Here is an 18,136-nt window from a genome sequence, read left to right as displayed (position 1 = left end):
GCGCTCAGTCCTCCTTGCGGATCAGCCGGACCAGCGCCTTGCGATCGGGATTGAGCAGCTCCTCGATCCTGGGCTGGTTGATGTCGGCCACGATGATCTCGCCGACCTCCTGGTACACGTCGGTGAAGATGCCGTGCGATTTCATCTTCTCGGTCTGATAGATGTTGTCCTCCGTTGGCGTGACGTAGTACATGATCTCTGGCTTGAACCGGTGGATCAGCCACAGGTGCACCACGCTCATCAGCCGCTTCTGGCGCAGCTTCTCGGCGAACGTGTTCTGGTCGCGCACCGTCAGGATGCTGCGGCCGTGCCGGTCCTTGATGGGGTCGACGATCACGTTGGCCAGCTTCTCGTCCTCGCCGTCGCGCTCGCCGTAAATTCCTAGTTCGAGCACATCCGACCCGGGCCGCGTCGGGCGCAGCTGCACCCGCAGCTTCTCGCCGAGTTGATAGTGCTCGCTCCACAGCGCCAGCCACTCCTCGAGCAGCTTCTTCGGAACCTCGGTCTGCACCAGATGCTGATGCTGGGTCGAGCCCTTGCCCATCGCCTTGGTGGTCGCGAGCCGTCCCGACGACGCGGTCAGGGCGGCGTCGCTACGTGGTCCACCGACGAGCGTCTGCGGTGTGCGGTAAGGAGATTCGACCAGCCGCATCTTGCGCTGCAGACGAGCCAGCGCAAGCATGCCGTCCTGCCTCAGCGAGGTGGCGAACTCCTCGGAGGCGACGCCGTCGACCTGATGCCCGCCGTAGGTGATGAAGTTGAAGACGAACCCCATCTTGCCGAGTTCCTCGGGGAAGGCCCGCATCTCGTCATCGGTCATGCCGGTGGTGTCCCAGTTGAAGGAGGGGGACAGGTTATAGGCCAGCATCTGGTCGGGGAACTCGGCGTGGATCGCCTCGGCGAACTCGCGTGCGTCGGCGAGGTCGGCGGTCTTCGTCTCCATCCAGAGGATGTCGGCGAACGGCGCGGCGGCAAGCGATTTGACGATCGCGTACGGGATGCCGCCACGGACCTGGTAGTAACCCTCCGGGGTTTTTGCCAGCTCGCAGTCCCAGGCGACGGCCGCGCCGATATCCTCGGCCTTCTCGCGGGCGGTGTACAAGGGAGCGCGCTCGGAGAACTCACGCCACTCCGTGACGCTCATGTCGAGTTGCTCACCCTCGCTCTCGCGGAACTCGAGCAGCTCGGCCACCGCCTCGCCGTAGGTCATCAGCCCGGCATCGACCTGCCAGGCGTCGACGACCTTCGATTCCACCCCGTCGAAGATCTCGTCGATCGCGCCGTCGGGACGGTCGCGGTACGCCGACGCGGCCTCGGCGACCGCATCACCCAGGCCGTGGCGGTCCAGCCAGGCGTTGGCGGTCACGTACTCACCTTCGGGCAGCGCGTAAAGCAGGTGGCCGTTGAGTTCGGTGACGCCGGCCTCGTAGAAGCGGCGCATCATCGCCAGGTAGCACGACTTGTACGACGGCACCTTCAGGTTGGTCACGCCGAGCAGGAAGGGCTGGTCGCGCTCGTCGGCGCGGCTGTCGATCAGGTTGGCCGCCTCGGCGTCCGTGCGGGCCACGATGATGCCGGGCACCCGCATGATGTCGAGCTGGAAGCGGGCGGTGTTGAGCCGCTTGATCTGCTCGTCGGAGGGCACCAGCACCTTACCGCCCTGATGGCCGCACTTCTTCGTGCCCGGGCGCTGGTCTTCGATGTGATATCCCGGTACCCCGGCCTCCACGAACCGGCGAATCAAGTTGCGCACGTGCGGATCCCCACCGTGGCCCGTGTCGGCGTCGGCGATGATGAACGGCCGGAAGTCGACGGCCGGGGTCGCGGCGCGCTGTTCATCCGACATCTGCAGCCGCAGGTACTGCTGGTTGCGGTCCGCGGTGAGCAGCGCGCGAACCAGGCCCGCCGCCTCCTCGGGTACCTGGCTCAGCGGGTAACTGGCCAGGTCGGGTCCGGGATCTTCGGTGGTGGACCCCTTGGCCGACGTCGCCCAGCCACCGAGGTAGATGCCCTCGATGCCCATTCGTTTCATCGTGACGGCCTGCCCGGGCGAGTACGGGCCGAACGTGGTGATGCTCTTCTTCTTCGCGAACAGTTCGCGGAGGCGCTCGTAGAACGCCGTGGCGGCCTCGCGAGCCACGATGTAGTCGGACGGGATCGTGCCGCGCTGTTCGGCGACCTGGCGGGCCGAGTAGAGGCGGGTGATCCCGTCGAATCTCGGGCTGTCGAAGTACCGCTGCGTGGCAGCGGCCTCCTGCTCGAACGGGGTCTGAGGCGCGGCGTCCGTTTCGATGATGGCCATGGATTCACCCTACGACTCGGCTTTGGGCGGTGAGGGCGTTATGGCAGGGCGAGGGTGTCGACGACGTGCTCGGCGATCGCCAGCGCCGACGTCGCCGCGGGTGAGGGTGCATTGCGCAGCAGCGTGACGCGGTCGCGAATGCTGATCCGGAAGTCGTCGACGAGTCCGCCGTCGGCGTCGAGCGCCTGGGCCCGCACGCCCGCGACGCCCGGCACCACGTCGTCGTCACGCAACGCGGGCACATAGGCCCGGGCGGCCGCGATGAACCGCCTCCTGGACAACGAGCCGGCCACCTCACGCAGCCCCGTGCGCCAGTGCCGCCGGGCAAACCGCCAGAAGGCCGGCGCCGATGCCATCCCGACCAGGTCGTGCAGCGAGATCGTGCGCCAGGAATACCCCTCGCGCGCCAATGCCAGCACGGCGTTGGGCCCGATCATCACCTCACCGTCCACCCGAGGGGTGACGTGGACACCGAGAAACGGATACCGGGGGTCAGGCACGGGATAGACCAACCCGTTGACAAGGTCGCGCCGGTGGGGCTTCAACGCGTAGTACTCGCCGCGGAACGGCATGATCACCGGATCCGGTCCGTCACCGGCCATCTCGGCCAACCGGTCACTCTGCAGACCACCACATACGACGACCCGGTCAAAGCGGGCTTCGTCGTCACCCGCTGCGGTGCGTGTGCTGACCACCACTTCGGTGCGGCTTGGTCGCAGGCCCGTCACCTCTTGTTCAAGAAGGACTTCCGCACCTGAGCTCACGGCATCGGCGGCAAGCTCCGTTGTCACCTGTGCGTAGTCGACGATCGACGTCGCCGGTGAATGCAGGGCGGCGATCCCTGAAACATTGGGTTCAAGCTCACGCAATTCCTCCGCCCCGATGATCCGGACTCCCGGGACGCCGTTGGCCAAGGCCCGCTGCTCGATGTCGTCGAGCCTGGCCCGGTCGTCGTCGCTCAGCGCGACCACGACCTTGCCGCAGGCGATCCGGCGGATATCACGCTCGGCGCAGAACGCTTCGAGGAGTTTCACTCCGCGACGACAGAGCACCGCTTTCTGCGAACCGGGTTCGTAGTACAGGCCCGCGTGCACCACCCCGCTGTTGTGCCCGGTCTGGTGCGATGCGAGGCGGCCCTCCTTCTCGAACAGCGTCACATCGGAGTGCGGTCGACGCCGCAGAATCTCGCGGGCCACCGCGACTCCGAGGATGCCGCCACCGATTACAGCGAGCCGTTCCGTCATCGCCGGGCCGGGCAACCGAGGTGGGTAATCACTGTTCGATTACGGTACTGCATCTCATTGACCCTGGGCCAGGCGCGAATTGGCATGTCTGGCAAATCAGGCGGTACAAGTGGATACAGCGCCATCGGTATGCGCACAGTCGAGAAAGATGAACCATTCATGAGACGCATATACGCCTTGGTGATCGGTGTCGCCCTGCTGGTGGCGGTTCCTGGTGTCGCGACCGCCGCACCGTACCCGCGGCCGGCGGCCAACCAGCAGGCGGTTGACACAGTGATCGCGCGCGGACTCTCGCAGCGCGGCGTCCCGTTCTCCTACGGCGGGGGCGACGCCAATGGGCCGACCAGGGGCAGTGGCACAGCCGAGAACGTCGCGGGGCTGGACACCGAAGGCCGCATCGTCGGCTTGAATCCGGCTGTCAGCACGGTCGGTTTCGATGCCTCGGGTCTGATGGTCTACGCATTCGCCGGTGTCGGTGTCAAGCTGCCGCGGTCCTCGGGTGCACAGTACGCCGTCGGCCAGAAGGTGTTGCCGTCGGAGGCGTTGCCGGGCGACCTGATCTTCTACGGCCCCAACGGAAATCAGAGCGTCGCACTGTTCCTCGGCAACGGGCAGATGCTGGAGGCCACCGAACCGGCCGTCACGGTTTCGCCGGTGCGGACCACCAACATGGCGCCGTACCTCGTCCGCATCATCAAGTGAGGTGACCCGAGCGCCAGACGTCGGTAGGCATCGGGTAGGACGGATCGAGCGTGGCCGCGCGGACGAACACCTCCCAGGGCGCCACGACGTCGAGTGCATCGAAACCGTCGAACACGATGATCTCGATGCGCATTCCTGGAGAATGCTCCAGCAGCGGATGCCGTTGCGCCGATTTCGGCATCATGGAAGTCGATGCGCGCGGCGGATATCGCTGATAGAGAAGACGGATGACATCGACACTGGAGTCTGCCGAAGGCATCGCGGGAAGGGTCCGCACCATGCGCGAGACCGTCCAAGGCGAAGCAGGCGAGTCCGAGCGACTACGCACACTCAGCCCCGCGATCGTCGAGGCGATGTGGGACACCGGGCTGATGTCGGCGTTCAACCCGGTGCCCGCAGGCGGCATGGAACCGTCGTTCGCCGAGATGATCGAAACCTGGATCGAAATGGCATGGCAAGACGGCTCTTTCGGGTGGGTCGGGATCGCCAATCTGCCGTCGTCGTTCGCCGCGGCCACCTACCTGCCGGATGCCGGTTTCGCCGAGGTCTTCACCGCGCACGACAATCGCGTGACGATGGGAGGGCAGTTCTTTCCCAACGGACAGGGCGCCGCGGTATCCGGCGGTTACCGGCTGACCGGTTCGTGGAGTTTCGGCTCCGGGATCGGGCATTCGCAGTATGTCGCCGCGGGCTTCCTGCCGATGGACGGTGCAGAGATGCGGTGGGTCGGCGAAGGCGTGCCCGACATGCAGGTCGCCGTCCTGCCCCGCGACCAGGTGAGCTTCAACGACGGCTGGTATGTGCAGGGGCTGAAGGGAACCGGCTCCTACGACTACAGCGTCGAGGACGTCTTCGTTCCCGCCGAACGTACCTTCGCGCTGTTCACCCGTGAGCCGCTGCGCGGTTCCTCGCCCGCGACCCGCATGGGTTTGATGCCGGTCACCGCGGCCGGTCACGCCTCGTGGGCGCTGGGGGTGGCAAAGAGCATGCTCGACGACGTCCAAGAGCTCGCGGCCACGAAGTTCCGGATGAGTGACATGGCGTCGCTGGCCAGTCGTCCCACTTTCCAGAAGGGGCTTGCCCATCACGTCGCCGCGTGGCGGGCGGCGCGCCTGCTGGTGATCGACGCATTCACGGCGGCCGAAGCCGCTGTCGGGGCGGGTGAGGACCTGCGCCCGGGCTTACGCGCGGACATGCGGGTGGCCGCCGTGTACGCCACCGACGTGGCGCGCCAGTGTGCGGAGTGGGCGCATCTGGTCGCGGGTACCAGCTCGATTCGCGAGGGCACCCGCCTGGAGCGCGCGTTCCGCGACATGTACACCGGCACCCAGCATGCGTTCATCAGCGAGAAGGTGGCGATCGATGCCGCCCAGATCTGGCTCGGCATTCTCGACGACCAGTTCGGGCTTTAGTCAGCCGGTACGCGCCACGAAGTCGGCGACGATGCGACCGAGTTCGGCGCCGCGCTGTTCCTGGATGAAGTGGCCCGCACCGGTCACGGTTGTGTGGGGCTGGCTGCGGGCGCCGCGAACCTGCTCGGCAAAGACCTTGTCCCAACCGCGTGTTGCCGGATCGCCGTCGGAGTACGCGGTCAGAAACGGCCGTCGCCAGTCGCGCAGTGCGGCCATGGTGGCGCGGCCGATGGCGGCCCCGCGATCGTTGCGTGTCAACGGGATCAACGCGATCATCTGGCGCAGGCCGGCGGTGAAACTGCGGTCGGGAAACGGCGCGTCATAGGCGGCGCGAACCTCGGGACTCAACGGCCCGGCGACCGCGTCGAGGAAGAAACTGGGAACGAGTTCTGGCGCGCGCTGATAGAACGCCACGTAGTCGAGGAGGGTCTCCTGGTGGATGACCTGTCCGTCACCGACCGCGTGGTGCGGCCACTCCAGCATGCCGGCGAGGTCGGGGTCGCACGTGTGCAGGATCGTGTTGGTCGCGACGACGCGCGCGAATCGGTCGGGATCGCGTGCGAGCACGCTCAGCCCGATGGGTCCGCCCCAGTCCTGCACGACAAGCGTGACATCGGACAGGTCCAATGCAGTGATTGCGCTGTGCATCCAGTCGATGTGCCGGTCGAAGGTGTAGTCCGTCGGTTCGGTCAGTTTGTCCGATCGCCCGTAGCCGATGTGGTCCGGTGCGATCACCCGAAGGCCCGAGCCGAGCAGCACGCCCATGACGTGCCGGTAGAGATACGACCAGGTGGGCTGTCCGTGCAGCAACACGACGACAGGCGCCTCGGACGGGCCGGCATCCACGTAATGCATTCGCAGCGGCTCGATTCCACGCGTATGGACGTCGACGTAGCTGGGCTCGAATGGAAAATCCGGCAGCGCCGCGAAGCGCTCGTCGGGAGTTCTCAGCACCGCCATCGCGTCACCTACCGAGGCGGCCGTCGAGGACCATGGCCCGCAGCGCCTTTCGGTCGAACTTGCCGCTGGGCAGGATCGGGATGTCCTCACTCGAGGCCAGAATCCAGCGCGTCGGCACCTTGTAGGCAGACAGGTGCCCCCGGGTGTGAGCGGCCAGCGAGTCGACGTCCATGCCTGGGGCGCTCGGCGCTTCCTCCGCCACGACGACCGCGCAGACCTCCTCGCCGCGTGTGCACTCGTCGATTCCGAGCACGAGACACTGCGCCACGCCGGGGAATTCGGCGATGACCGCCTCGACCTCGAGCGGTGACACGTTGGCGCCCGCGGCCTTGATCAAATCGGTGCTCCGGCCGACGTAGAACAGCCTCGGGTCGCCGGTCCTGCGGTAGACACGGTCACCGGTGTGGTACCAACCGTCTTCGTCGAAGGTCTCCCACCGCTCGCGCTTGTTGTAGCCCGCCATCACACCGATCCCGCGAACGAGCAATTCACCCACCGCGCCGTCGGGAACCGCGTTGCCGTCCTCGTCGACGATGCACATGTCGGTGAAGGCGAAACCGCCCGCCGTCTCAGACATGGTGCGATGGACGGGAAATCCGTCGGGCACGTCAACCATCGCGATGTCGAGCGGCCCGTCGCGCAGCATCGGCGCACAACTCAGATCGCGGTCCGGAAAGCTCGGGTGGTCGCGTAGCCGCTGTGTGAATGCGGGCCAGCCGACGACCCCGCATGCCCGTTCGCGTTCGATCAGGTCCAGCGCGGTCGCGGCGTCCAGGCGCGGCAGGACGAGCACCGTGACCGGTTCATGCAGGGCCCCGGTGGCGGCGAGCAGCCCGCCAACCCAGAAGAACGGCATCGCACACAGGATCCGCAGCGCCTCTTCGCTTTTCGTCACCGCACGGATGGCGCTCGGCCACGTCGAGGTCTGACGCACCAGCGTGCCGTGGGTGTGCAGGACGCCCTTCGGGTCGGCGGTCGAACCAAATGTGTGGATGACGACGGCGAGATCGGCGGGGGAGACCTCGGCCTCGGCGGCCGCGAGCACTTCGGGCGCGACGCCGTCCGCGTCGCCGTCCCATCGGGTCGCCCAGCCGGGGACCGGATCGTCGACGACCACGATGCGGCGCAGGTATGGCGCGGCATTCAGTGCCAGCCGCCCGGCCTGCTGGGTCGGCAGGTCTGACCAGGCCGCCTCGAAGCGCTCGGCGACGTCGATACTCAGCACCCGGCTCGGCGCGATGAGCAACGCGACGTCAGCCAGCCGCGCCACCTTGGCGATCTCCGCGGGGGTGTAGAGCGTGCTGAGGGGGACGGCCAACGCGCCGATGCGGGACACGGCCAGCCACCAGATGATCCAGTCGACCCCGTTGGGGAAGAACAGTCCGACGCGGGTGCCCTTGCCGATGCCGTCACGCAGTAGCCGCCGCGCCACGCCGGCCGAGCGCTGATCCGCTTCGCGGTAGGTCAGGCGATCCGTCGGGGTGATCAGGTAGGTGTGGTCACCGAACTCCTCGCAAGCGCGCGTGAGGAGCGCAGGAACGGTCGGTCGCGGCTTCGGCGTCACGCAGTGATTGTCTCCAACGCGCGCTGGGCGGCCGCACGAGGCGGTCGCCCAGCCGCGTCGCGGCCTCAGGCGCCCAGCGTGCGCTGGATGTCGCCCTTCATCGCGTTCAGCTGCGAGCCCCAGTAGCCCCACCCGTGGGTGCCGTTGGCCGGGAAGTTGAACGTGCCGTTGCTGCCGCCGGCGGCCTGGTAGGCCCGCTGGAACTCCTTGTTGCTGTCCAGCGTGATCGTTTCGAGGAACTGGCCTGCGATGTCGCCGCCGCCGCCGAGTTCCGAGGGGATGCCGTTGCCGCAGTACACCCAGATGCGAGTGCCGTTGCTCACCAAGCGGCCGACGTTGACCGTCGGGTCGTTGCGCTTCCACGCCGGCCCGCCGGGCAGGCCCCACATCGCGGTCGCGCTGAATCCGCCCGCGTCGCGCATTGCGACGCCGACCAGCAGTGGCCAGACGCCCGCGGACAGGTTGAGAAAGCCCGACAGCGATGCGGCGTAGCGGAATTGACCCGGGTAGTAGGCCGCCAGGATCAGCGCCGCACTGCCCGACATGGACAGCCCGACGACCGCGTTGCCGCTGGGCGAGATGCCCTTGTTGGCGGCGAGGTAGGCGGGCAGTTCGGAGGTCAGGAAGGTCTCCCACTGGTAGCTGTGGGTGCCGCCGTTGCCGACCGCGGGACCCTGCCAGTTCGTGTAGAAGCTGGACATGCCGCCGACCGGCATCACGACCGACAGCCCCGACTCGAAATAGCTTTCGAACGCGGCGGTCTCGATGTCCCAGCCGCTGTTGTCGTCGCGGGCGCGCAACCCGTCGAGCAGATACACCGCATGGGCGCCGCCGCCCTGGAATTTGACCGGGATGTCGCGGCCCATCGCGGCCGACGGGACCATGAGTGTTTCGACCGGCAGGCCGGGTCGCGAGTATGCGGCCGCGGTGGACGATCCACCCGCCACCGCGATCAGGCCCGGAATCAGCAGGGCCGCCAGCGCGCCGGCCATCACGCGGCGCGCCCAACTGTGAAGCAATGTCATCGCTGTGAACTTCCTGGTTGATATATACCGTCGAGCGGTCGTCGCGGATTTGGCGGACCGGCGCCGGTGGTCGGCTACCGAATCAGGTTTTCTCACCTGCCATGTCCGCCGACAGCCACCGCGAACGGCCGCTACTGAATTGTTTTTCGGCACCGGCCTCCCCGGCGTTACGGTGGCGTCGAATCCAGCGCCGTGCCGTCATCGTTCAGTCATCAGCGACTCCGACCCGGTACGCCGAGCGGTCGAGGGAGACAGGAAGGTGGTCGCGGGGGCTCCGGAGCCGTCGCGCTAGCGGCGCGCCACGGCAGTGCCGTTGGTGGGCAGACGGCGCCGCGCATACGCCTTGAGTTCGTCCGACAAAGCGTCGGCGGCGAGCAGCTGTGGGAGCAGCGACGGGTCGGACATCCGCGCGCGGAAGGCCAACTCGATGGTGACATCGTGGTCGGGTCGGTGCTCGATGGTGATCGCGTCCCCTGCGCCTACCGTTCCCGGTGAGATGACCCGAAGGTAGGCACCGGGTTTGGCGGCCGCGGTGAAGGTCTTCAGCCAACGGTCGATCTGCAGGAAAGCCGTGAACGTGCGACACGGTGTGCGGGGCGCCGACACTTCCAGCAGCAGGCCGTCGGCGCCGACGCGCCAGCGTTCGCCGATCCGCGCCTGGGTGACGTCGACATCTGTGGTGGTGAGGTTCTCGCCGAACATGCCGTTCGTCAGGGAGCGGGACAGTCGGGTTTCCCAGTCGTCGAGGTCTTCTCGCGCGTAGGCGTACACCGCTTGATCGTCGCCGCCGTGCAGCTTCGTGTGGCCGATGGTGTCGCCGACCAGTCCGCTGCCCAGACCACCCCGCATCGGGCCCGGTGCGCGCACCGCCACTCGGTCTGGCGCGGCGACCTTGTCGATGCCCGTCGACCTGGACGGCGCATCGGGATTCACGCGCACCCGCGCCACGTTCACCGACAGCACTTTCGCCACCCGGACAGAGTAGCGGCGGACACCCGCGCGGGAGTTCCGGCAGAAGCCGGGGGTTCACCCCTTAACAGCAACTACTACTGCGCGTAGTATTCACGGCAGTCCGCGCTGACACGACGGAAGGCGTTCCGGTGAAGTGGAGCTTCGCCCAGATCGGTCTGCTGGTGATTTCCGCTTTCCACGTGATTCAGGCGGTGGTCGGGTTCATCGTCGAGCCCAGTTTCGCGATCGGGCCGGATGCGCCTACGGCGCAGATATTCGGGATGGACTACAACGGCTGGCACGCCGTCGCCGGGCTGGCCCTGTTCGGGCCCGGACTGGTTTTCGCGATGCGCAAGTCGTGGTCGGTGCTGTATCTGATCGCCGCGGCCGTGGCCGGCGCGCTGCCGGGCATCTGGGCCTTCTTCTCGCACCAGGTCGCATACGTTTTCACGTTCCCCAACAACATCACCGACGCGGTGGTGCACCTGGTGACCGCCGCGGTGATGTTGGCGGTGGCCGGTATCCAGATCCGCATGGACGGCGGCTTGCGGAACTCGCTTGCCGATCTGCGTAAGTATCCGTGACCCGGCTTAGTCTCGTTGTGTGTCGATGCGTGAGTTGATCGTCCTCGGTACCGCCAGCCAGGTGCCGACCAGACGTCGCAACCACAACGGCTATCTCCTGCTCTGGGACGGCGAGGGGCTGCTCTTCGATCCGGGGGAGGGCACGCAGCGGCAACTGCGGCTGGCCGGCGTCGCATCGAGTCGGCTGACCCGGCTGTGCCTGACGCACTTTCACGGCGACCACTGTCTGGGCGTGCCGGGTGTGCTGCAGTGGCTTTCGCTTGACGACGTACAACACCCCGTTCACGCCTACTTCCCGGCATCGGGCAGCGACTACTTCGCGAGGCTGCGCCATGCCAGTATCTTTCACGAACGCGCCGACGTGCGCGAAGTTCCGGTAACCGCTGACGGGCCCGTCGCCCGAGAGTCGTTCGGCGTGCTCGAGACCCAGCGCCTTGACCATGCCGTAGACGCGATCGGCTATCGGTTGACCGAAGCCGACGGGCTGCACTTCGTCCCAGAACTGTTGGACCACTTCGGTATTGAGGGCGAGGCGGTCGGAGATCTGCACCGATCCGGTTCCATCCGGGTGGGAGACCGCACAATCGGGTTGGCGGAGGTCACCACGACCCGGCCGGGCCAGAAGTTCGCGTTCGTCATGGATACCCGGTTGTGCGACGGCGTATACGCGCTCGCCGACGGCGCGGACATGTTGGTGATCGAGGCGACCTTCTTGACCGAAGACGCCGAATTGGCCGATCGCTACGGACATCTGACCGCGCGCCAAGCCGGGCAGGTGGCAGCCGAATGCAATGTGCGCCGACTGGTCCTGACCCATTTCTCCCAGCGGTACACCGATACGGTGCGGCACCGCGAAGAGGCTGTCGAGCAGTTCGGCGGTGACGTGGTCGTGGCCGAAGACCTGATGTGCATCGCGGTGCCGAAGCGCCGCTGAAACAGCTTGGGACCTGCTACGGGCTACTGGGAAGCATCCTGGTCGTCGGCCGAGGGCACGCCCTCCGGCGGGGGCGTCGAATACGCCGGCGCGGTCGGCGGAATCGGTTGTTCGGCGTTCTCACCCTGGTTCGTATCGTCAGAGGGCGGTTCGGGCGAGCTCATCGGTTCTCTCCTAGTCGGTCGTATCGCCAAGCGATACCCAGCCCACGACGAGGGAAACGCACCAGCGAGTTGGTAGCCGAACGGATTTCCACTAATTGCCACCACAACGCGGAAATCGGCAGACCATGATCAACAGGAGCAGACCATGGACACACCTCATATGCCGACGCGAATCCTTGGCGCGGCGCTGACGTCGGTCGGGCTCGCGGCCGCCGGTGCCGGATGGCTGACGGGAACCGCCGAAGCCCTGCCCAACGGGCCGGTGCCTGAGCAAGCATGGCCCGGCTGCCCGGACGAAAACCCGTCGGGTCCATGTCGATGGTGCCCAGGTGATCCACCGGTGCAAACCGGGAATCTCCGGGTGAATCCGGTGGTGTGGGACGACTCCGTGTGCCACACCTACTGGTACGTCCACCACGGGCAGGGCAACGTCGCGCAGAACATCTTCGAAGGTGAAACGCCACCGCCCCCGCCGCCCCCACCACCTGGATTCACTCCGCCACTTCCGCCGGGATGGTGTTGGTCGCTGTTCATTCCCGGGCCGTGCCCGTAGGCATCGAGTCGGCTCAGCAGCGTCCAGCACTTCGCATACCGCTTATGGTGGATCGCCATGCAGGGCTTGACCGCTGCCGCCACTTTCGGTCTTTCGGACTGCGAGCGCACGGTGGGCGACGGGTTGGCGCAGCCCGTCCTGGCACTCACCAGCTTGGCTTACGCGGCCATTGGGATAGCCGTCGGGTGCGGGGCGATCCGTGGCCGGGGCCTGCTGACAGGGGCCGCGGCAGCCGCGCTGGTGGCGGTCGGTTTCGGCAGCTTCGTCTACCACGGGCCGCAACCGCCGTGGGCGGGACCGGTCCACGACTGGCCCATCGTCGCTCTGGCGGCGGTGTGCGCCGCCGGCGCGGTCCGAGGAGTGCGAGGGCAGCGGCGGTCGGTGTGGATGGCAGCGGCCGGCGTCTTGGCGCTCGGCCTGGCCGCGTACGCGGCAGGACGTTCGGGATCGCCGTGGTGCCGGCCCGACAGCCTATGGCAGTACCACGGGGCCTGGCATGTCCTGTCGGGCACCGCAGCGGGCTTGGCCGCGTGGGCCATGCTGCCGGAACGGCAGTATCGTGCACCTCAATGGCGCTAGATCGAACGCCCGGCGGTCGAGTCCGCCGTGGTTTGCGAAATGCACTGCGCGGCAGCCGTGATCCGGCACCCGTCGCCGGCCAGCGGAGCCGGCGGTCGGACGGGATGGGCGACCTGCACACCCGCAAGGTGCTCGATCTGACGATCCGCCTCGCCGAGGTGATGCTCTCATCGGGGTCAGGCACCGCCGACGTCGTCGCGACCGCCCAAGACGTAGCTCAGGCCTACCGACTGACCGACTGCGTCGTCGACATCTTCGTCACCACGGTCATCGTGTCGGCATTGCCGACTGCGGACAGTCCGCCCGTCACCATCGTCCGGGCCGTACACAACCGATCGACCGACTACACCCGACTGGGTGAACTCGACCAACTCATCCAACGGATCACGTCCGGCGGGGTGACCGTCGATCAGGCCCACGAGGTCATGGATGAGCTGACCGAACGCCCGCACCCTTATCCACGCTGGCTGGCAACCTCGGGGTGGGCGGGCTTCGCCCTGGGCATCGCCATGCTGCTCGGTGGCGGCTGGCTGACGTGCTTGCTGGCCGCCGCGACGTCCGCGGTCATCGACCAGGTGGGCCGGAAGCTGAACCGCATCGGCACGCCGTTCTTCTTTCAGCAGGTGACCGGAGCAGCGATAGCCACCTCGGTCGCCGTGGCCGCCTACCTCTATGCCGACGTGGGTCCGACGGTCATGGTCGCCACCGGCATCGTGATGCTGTTGTCCGGGCTGACGTTGGTCGGCGCGATGCAGGACGCGGTGACCGGTTACATGCTCACCTCGATCGCCCGGCTCGGGGAAGCGGTGCTGCTGACTTCGGGAATTGTCGTGGGAATCGTCGCGGGCCTGCAGATCGCGCAAACCGCCGGCATCTCCATCGCGCTGCACGTGGACGCGACCGAATCCTTCATCGCACCGAGCGGAGCGCTGCGGATCTCTGTTGCGGTGTTCGGCGCGGCGCTGGCCGGTGCCTGCCTGACGGTCGCGAGCTACGCACCCCTGCGGGCCATCCTCACCGCTGGACTGGTGGCCGGCCTAGCCGAGGCGGTGCTGATCGCGCTTGGCAAAGCGGGATTCGGTCAGATACTCGCCAGCGGGGCCGCCGCGGTCGGGGTGGGTCTCGTCGCCACGCTGATCTCGATCCGCCGACAGGCGCCGGCATTGGTGACGGCCACCGCGGGCATCATGCCGATGCTTCCGGGCCTGGCGGTTTTCCGCGCCGTATTCTCCTTCGCCGTCGACGGCAACTTCGACAACGGCTTGCGCCAGATGATGTCGGCGATCGCAATCGCGCTTGCCCTCGGCAGTGGGGTAGTGCTCGGCGAATTCCTCGGCTCGCCGCTGCGTTTCCGCGCCGGCCGGATCGGTGACTTCGTCCGGAAGGAGGGGCCACCCGGGCTCCGCCGGGCCGTCGGCCGTGTCGTGCGTCTGCAGCCGACCGGAGAACAGCCGACAGAGATCGTCTCGCGGACGCGAAGCGTTGCATTGCAACCGGCGCCGACCGACGGCGTGGCGCAAGAATCCGGCGACGACGGCGAGGCTTCCGAGAAGTAGTAGCTCAAGACACGGCTCCTGAGCTCTCGCCACTTCGGTTGAGGGTTATGAGTTCTCAGGATCGGATTCGGTCTACCCTGGAAGCGTGCTCATGACCTCTTTGAAGACCGCGCTGCCTGCCGTGGCAGTTGCGGGTGGACTGACCGCGGCCGTCTTCACCCTGGGCGCGACGGCAAGCGCACAGCCGCCCCCGCCGCCCCCGGCGCCGGTGCTGCCGGCAGAGGCGCCCGCGCCGATGGCCCCGCCGGCCCCCAGGCCGGCGCTCGGGGAACCGGTTCCATCATGGGCGCCGCCGAAGCCCGCCGAGTCCTGGCTCGGCGAGCCCGTCGTGTGGAATTCGGGGTGGGGCGGCCGCTGGGGCGTGTGGAAGAACGGTGGCTTCATCATCCTGTCGAAGAACCCGGTTACCGGCGGCGGCTGACCGTCTCACATCAGCTTGAGGCGTCCAGGATCTTGATCGCGAAGATGAGCGAGTCGCCGGGCTGGATCCCAGCGGCCGGCTGACCTTCCGGGTAGCCGTCGGCAGACGTCATCGCAACGGCGACCGTCGACCCGACCTTCTGGCCGGCGATGGCCTTCTGGAAGCCCGGCACGACTCCGTCGAGCGGGAAGTCGACCGGCATGCCGCGCTCGTAGCTGTTGTCGAATACGGATCCGTCACGTCCGTTCACACCCATGTAGCAGACGAAGACGGTCGCCGTGTCTGCGACGACCGGTCCGTCACCGGCCTGCAGGGTGTGGACCTGCGTCTCGGTCACGCTGAACGGCGGCTCGACGTTGATCAGCGGCGCCGTCGTATCCGTGGACCCGGTGACCGCGACGCTGCCCGTCGTCCCGTTGAACGTCCACTCGGGCGTGCCGCCGCTCTGCGGCACCGCCGTGGGGCACGTCGCACTGGCGGGGTTGCCCGTGTCGGTGACCGACGGAATGAACTCGTCGGCGAGGGCGGTGCTGCTGGTCGACGATGTTGTGCTTGTCGATGAGGGCTCCGTCTCGGAACCGCATGCGGCGAGCGTCATGACCAACGACACGGCGCCCGTCGCGACCGCCACGGAAGAAGGCACACGAGATAAGTTCACGGCCGCCACGCTACAGCCGAATCACCGAAGGCTGTCGAGGAGGTTTGCAGCAGGTCGCCCTACACACTCCTACACTGCCGTTATGGGTACGACGGCAACGCGCTTGAACGTCACCGACAACTCGTTTCTCACTTTGGAGAAGGCCGGTGGACACATGCACGTCGCGGGCGTCCTGATCTTCGAAGGGCCGCCGCCACCCTACGAACAGGTGGTGGCGCGGATTGAATCGCGCCTCGATCTGGTACCGCGCTACCGGCAAAAGCTGACCGGCTCCCCGCTGCGGCTCAGCCGCCCCCTCTGGATCGACGACCCCAGCTTCAACATCCACTACCACCTACGCCACACCGCACTTCCCAGCCCCGGATCCACGGCCGAACTGGAGACGCTGGTCGGGCGGATCTGCTCGCAGCGACTCGACCGCTCGAAACCGCTGTGGGAGATGTGGTACGTGTCCGGGCTCGAGGGCGATCGATTCGCGCTGATCGGCAAGACCCACCACTCGCTCGTCGACGGGATCGCCGGAGTGGACGTCGCCAGCCTGTTGTTGGACCCGCTCGACGCGGACGACGGCGCTGCCCGAAACGGCGCTGACGCGGAATGGGAGCCCGCTTCAGAGCCGAGCGGCGCGCAGCTTGCCTCCGCCGAGCTTCGTGAACTTTTCGGCGGGCAGTTGGCCGTTGCCCGAAGAGCGTTGGGGGCCGTGCCCCATCCGCGCCGGGCGCTGCAGGTCACGGGGGGATACCTGCAAGGCTTTCGGGACTTCCTCGCCGCCACGCTCGACGCCGCCCCGCCCTCTCCGTTCAACGTTGCGCACGGCCCGCACCGGCGGGTGACCTGGTTCGAGGTCGAGTTGTCCGAGATCAAGCAGATCAAGAACGCGCTCGGCGGAACCATCAACGACGTGGTGATCGCAGCCGTCGCCGGTGGCCTGCGAAATTGGATGCTCGATCGGGGCTATCCGGTCGACGGGCTGACGCTGCAGGCGATGGTGCCCAAGTCCGTCCGGCTCGAGACGGAGCGCAACACATTCGGCAACCGGGTCGCAGCGATGCGCGCGCCGCTGCCGGTCGGCGTCGCCGACCCCGTCGAGCGACTGCGGACGGTGATCACCGCGATGAATGCGCTGAAGAGCTCGAAGCAGGTGCTGGGCGTCGAGGCGTACCTGGGCGTGCAGCAGTTCGCGCCACCGACGCTGCTGGCCCAGGCGGCGCGGCTGAACTTCTCCACCCGCTTGTTCAACCTCATCGTCACCAACGTTCCCGGGCCACAGTTCCCGCTGCACATGCTCGGACGCGAACTCGTCAGCTTTCTGCCTATCGTGCCAACGCCACAGGGCCACACCATCGGGTTCGGAATCCTTTCCTACAACGGCAAACTCGGCATCTGCCTGATCGGGGACTGGGAGGCGATGTCCGAGGTTCATGAAGTCGCCAAGCACGTGCACGACGCGATGACGGAGTTGCAGCGGTCCGCACAGACAAGCAGTGGGGGAGAAGGTGACTGACGACGGCACCAGCGGCCTGACCGTGGCGGTCACCGGACCGACCGGTGACATCGGCCGGTCCCTGATGCGGGCGCTCGAACGCTCCGACCGGGTCAAGCGGGTTCTGGGGATGGCGCGCCGACCGTTCGACCCCGGCGCGCACGGGTGGAGCAAGGTTTCCTACCGCGAAGGCGACGTACTCGATCGCGAATCCGTCGCCGCGCTCGTCGCCGAGGCCGACGTGGTTGTGCACCTGGCATTCTTGATCTTCGGCGACCGCGAGGAGACGCGGGAGGTGAACCTGCACGGTTCGCGCAACGTGTTCGAGGCCGCCGCCGCCGCGGCCATCGAACGCTTCGTGTACACCTCCTCGGTCGCCGCCTATGGCTTCAGCGACGACCTGCCCGAGCACGTCGACGAGACGGTGCCCCCGCGCGGAACCGAGGCGTTCTACTACTCGGCTCAGAAGGCCGAACTCGAGGCGCTGCTGCACGCGACGCTCGACGACGCCGGCGTCGATGTCTACATCTTCCGGCCCGTCGTGGTGGCAGGCCCGGACGCGCTGCTTCTCGTCGACAGCATCGCGAAGAGTTTTCAGCTCGGTGGGCGGTTCCCGGTCGAACGTCAATTGGTCAAGGCGCTGCCGTGGCTGCGCCCGATGCTTCCCGATTCGGGCGTGGCGATGCAGCTCGTTCATCATGAAGACGTGGCGGACGCGCTCGTCGCGGCGATCGAGGGGAGGGGCACCCCCGGCGTCTACAACCTAGCCGCACCGGATCCGGTGTCGCTCAGCGAGGTTGCGCGCGCACTCGGGTGGCGACCGCTGCCGATCCCGAGCCGGGCGGTGCCGGTGGCGGCCGCGGCGATCGAACGGCTGCAACGGTTCCTGCCCCAGGATCTCGCATGGATCAACGCAATGCGCAAGCCGCTCATCCTGGATACGACCAAGGCGCGCACCGAGTTCGGCTGGCGTCCACACCACAGCGCCCACTCCACCCTGCGTGAAACCGCGATAGCAGCACGAATCCAAGGACTGCTGTAGGC

At 67.2% G+C, this 18,136-nt stretch carries 19 protein-coding genes; 10 read left to right on the top strand and 9 right to left on the bottom strand.

All coding sequences use genetic code 11. The features are described 5' to 3' along the window. Nucleotides 1-4: 4 nt before the first annotated feature. A complete protein-coding gene (gene aceA / locus QGN32_RS23320; RefSeq protein ID WP_326546514.1) occupies nucleotides 5-2,302 on the bottom strand; it encodes an isocitrate lyase ICL2 in 2,298 nt (765 codons plus the stop codon). A gap of 38 nt (nucleotides 2,303-2,340) precedes the next feature. Further along, on the bottom strand, nucleotides 2,341-3,546 hold the full coding sequence (gene lhgD / locus QGN32_RS23315; RefSeq protein ID WP_326546513.1) for an L-2-hydroxyglutarate dehydrogenase: 1,206 nt from the start codon (nucleotides 3,544-3,546) through the stop codon (nucleotides 2,341-2,343). A 159-nt stretch (nucleotides 3,547-3,705) separates the two neighbouring features. Here lhgD and ripD point away from each other — a divergent pair, with 159 nt between their 5' ends. Further along, nucleotides 3,706-4,248 (top strand): NlpC/P60 family peptidoglycan-binding protein RipD, encoded by a 543-nt coding sequence (gene ripD / locus QGN32_RS23310; RefSeq protein ID WP_326546512.1) that lies wholly within the window; start codon nucleotides 3,706-3,708, stop codon nucleotides 4,246-4,248. On the opposite strand, the gene QGN32_RS23305 is transcribed toward ripD, so the two are convergent. Continuing rightward, the gene (locus QGN32_RS23305) at nucleotides 4,241-4,429 is read right to left on the bottom strand and encodes a hypothetical protein (RefSeq protein ID WP_326546511.1); all 189 of its coding nucleotides are present in this window, start codon (nucleotides 4,427-4,429) and stop codon (nucleotides 4,241-4,243) included. The genes ripD and QGN32_RS23305 overlap by 8 nt on opposite strands. Nucleotides 4,430-4,475: 46 nt before the next feature. On the opposite strand from QGN32_RS23305, the gene QGN32_RS23300 reads away from it, so the two are divergent. Then, entirely contained in the window at nucleotides 4,476-5,660 is a 1,185-nt protein-coding gene (locus tag QGN32_RS23300) for an acyl-CoA dehydrogenase family protein (protein ID WP_326546510.1), read from the top strand. Here QGN32_RS23300 and QGN32_RS23295 read toward each other — a convergent pair whose 3' ends face one another. The 4 genes from QGN32_RS23295 to QGN32_RS23280 form a co-directional block, all read right to left on the bottom strand. Next, on the bottom strand, nucleotides 5,661-6,620 hold the full coding sequence (locus QGN32_RS23295) for a haloalkane dehalogenase (RefSeq protein ID WP_326546509.1): 960 nt from the start codon (nucleotides 6,618-6,620) through the stop codon (nucleotides 5,661-5,663). Nucleotides 6,621-6,624: 4 nt separating this feature from the next. Beyond that, the gene (locus tag QGN32_RS23290) at nucleotides 6,625-8,184 is read right to left on the bottom strand and encodes a class I adenylate-forming enzyme family protein (protein ID WP_326546508.1); all 1,560 of its coding nucleotides are present in this window, start codon (nucleotides 8,182-8,184) and stop codon (nucleotides 6,625-6,627) included. 65 nt (nucleotides 8,185-8,249) lie between these two features. Further along, the gene (locus tag QGN32_RS23285; protein ID WP_326546507.1) at nucleotides 8,250-9,209 is read right to left on the bottom strand and encodes an esterase family protein; all 960 of its coding nucleotides are present in this window, start codon (nucleotides 9,207-9,209) and stop codon (nucleotides 8,250-8,252) included. 288 nt (nucleotides 9,210-9,497) lie between these two features. After that, nucleotides 9,498-10,181, bottom strand: a complete 684-nt coding sequence (locus tag QGN32_RS23280) for an MOSC domain-containing protein (RefSeq protein ID WP_326546506.1) — start codon at nucleotides 10,179-10,181, stop codon at nucleotides 9,498-9,500. Between the two features lie 128 nt (nucleotides 10,182-10,309). On the opposite strand from QGN32_RS23280, the gene QGN32_RS23275 reads away from it, so the two are divergent. Together QGN32_RS23275 and QGN32_RS23270 are read left to right on the top strand one after the other, a co-directional pair. Then, a complete protein-coding gene (locus QGN32_RS23275; RefSeq protein ID WP_326546505.1) occupies nucleotides 10,310-10,744 on the top strand; it encodes a DUF4383 domain-containing protein in 435 nt (144 codons plus the stop codon). A gap of 19 nt (nucleotides 10,745-10,763) precedes the next feature. Then, complete coding sequence (locus tag QGN32_RS23270) at nucleotides 10,764-11,678, top strand: ribonuclease Z (RefSeq protein WP_326546504.1); 915 nt, start codon at nucleotides 10,764-10,766, stop codon at nucleotides 11,676-11,678. A 23-nt stretch (nucleotides 11,679-11,701) separates the two neighbouring features. Here QGN32_RS23270 and QGN32_RS23265 read toward each other — a convergent pair whose 3' ends face one another. After that, nucleotides 11,702-11,842 carry a hypothetical protein gene (locus tag QGN32_RS23265; RefSeq protein WP_326546503.1) on the bottom strand — a complete coding sequence of 47 codons (141 nt, stop codon included), beginning with the start codon at nucleotides 11,840-11,842 and terminating at the stop codon, nucleotides 11,702-11,704. 145 nt (nucleotides 11,843-11,987) lie between these two features. On the opposite strand from QGN32_RS23265, the gene QGN32_RS23260 reads away from it, so the two are divergent. The 4 genes from QGN32_RS23260 (at nucleotide 11,988) to QGN32_RS23245 (ending at nucleotide 14,951) form a co-directional block, all read left to right on the top strand. After that, nucleotides 11,988-12,395 (top strand): hypothetical protein, encoded by a 408-nt coding sequence (locus QGN32_RS23260; protein ID WP_326546502.1) that lies wholly within the window; start codon nucleotides 11,988-11,990, stop codon nucleotides 12,393-12,395. 57 nt (nucleotides 12,396-12,452) lie between these two features. Continuing rightward, nucleotides 12,453-12,974, top strand: a complete 522-nt coding sequence (locus tag QGN32_RS23255; protein ID WP_326546501.1) for a hypothetical protein — start codon at nucleotides 12,453-12,455, stop codon at nucleotides 12,972-12,974. Continuing rightward, nucleotides 12,965-14,530, top strand: a complete 1,566-nt coding sequence (locus QGN32_RS23250; protein WP_326546500.1) for a threonine/serine exporter family protein — start codon at nucleotides 12,965-12,967, stop codon at nucleotides 14,528-14,530. Before QGN32_RS23255 ends, QGN32_RS23250 begins: the two co-directional genes overlap by 10 nt. A gap of 91 nt (nucleotides 14,531-14,621) precedes the next feature. Further along, nucleotides 14,622-14,951 carry a hypothetical protein gene (locus QGN32_RS23245; protein ID WP_326546499.1) on the top strand — a complete coding sequence of 110 codons (330 nt, stop codon included), beginning with the start codon at nucleotides 14,622-14,624 and terminating at the stop codon, nucleotides 14,949-14,951. Between the two features lie 10 nt (nucleotides 14,952-14,961). Here the strand turns inward: QGN32_RS23245 and QGN32_RS23240 are convergent, their stop codons facing one another. Beyond that, nucleotides 14,962-15,594: an FKBP-type peptidyl-prolyl cis-trans isomerase gene (locus QGN32_RS23240; protein WP_326546498.1), complete on the bottom strand. Its 633-nt coding sequence runs from the start codon at nucleotides 15,592-15,594 to the stop codon at nucleotides 14,962-14,964. Between the two features lie 97 nt (nucleotides 15,595-15,691). Here QGN32_RS23240 and QGN32_RS23235 point away from each other — a divergent pair, with 97 nt between their 5' ends. Both QGN32_RS23235 and QGN32_RS23230 read left to right on the top strand, forming a co-directional pair. Then, nucleotides 15,692-17,113, top strand: a complete 1,422-nt coding sequence (locus QGN32_RS23235) for a WS/DGAT/MGAT family O-acyltransferase (protein WP_326546497.1) — start codon at nucleotides 15,692-15,694, stop codon at nucleotides 17,111-17,113. Continuing rightward, on the top strand, nucleotides 17,106-18,134 hold the full coding sequence (locus tag QGN32_RS23230; protein WP_442791756.1) for an NAD-dependent epimerase/dehydratase family protein: 1,029 nt from the start codon (nucleotides 17,106-17,108) through the stop codon (nucleotides 18,132-18,134). Before QGN32_RS23235 ends, QGN32_RS23230 begins: the two co-directional genes overlap by 8 nt. Nucleotides 18,135-18,136 lie beyond the last annotated feature (2 nt).

The organism is Mycolicibacterium sp. ND9-15, assembly GCF_035918395.1.
In the GTDB taxonomy this organism is placed as follows: Bacteria; Actinomycetota; Actinomycetes; order Mycobacteriales; family Mycobacteriaceae; genus Mycobacterium.
The sequence above is the reverse complement of the archived record's forward strand: the minus strand, read 5'-3'. Positions and strand labels throughout refer to the sequence as shown.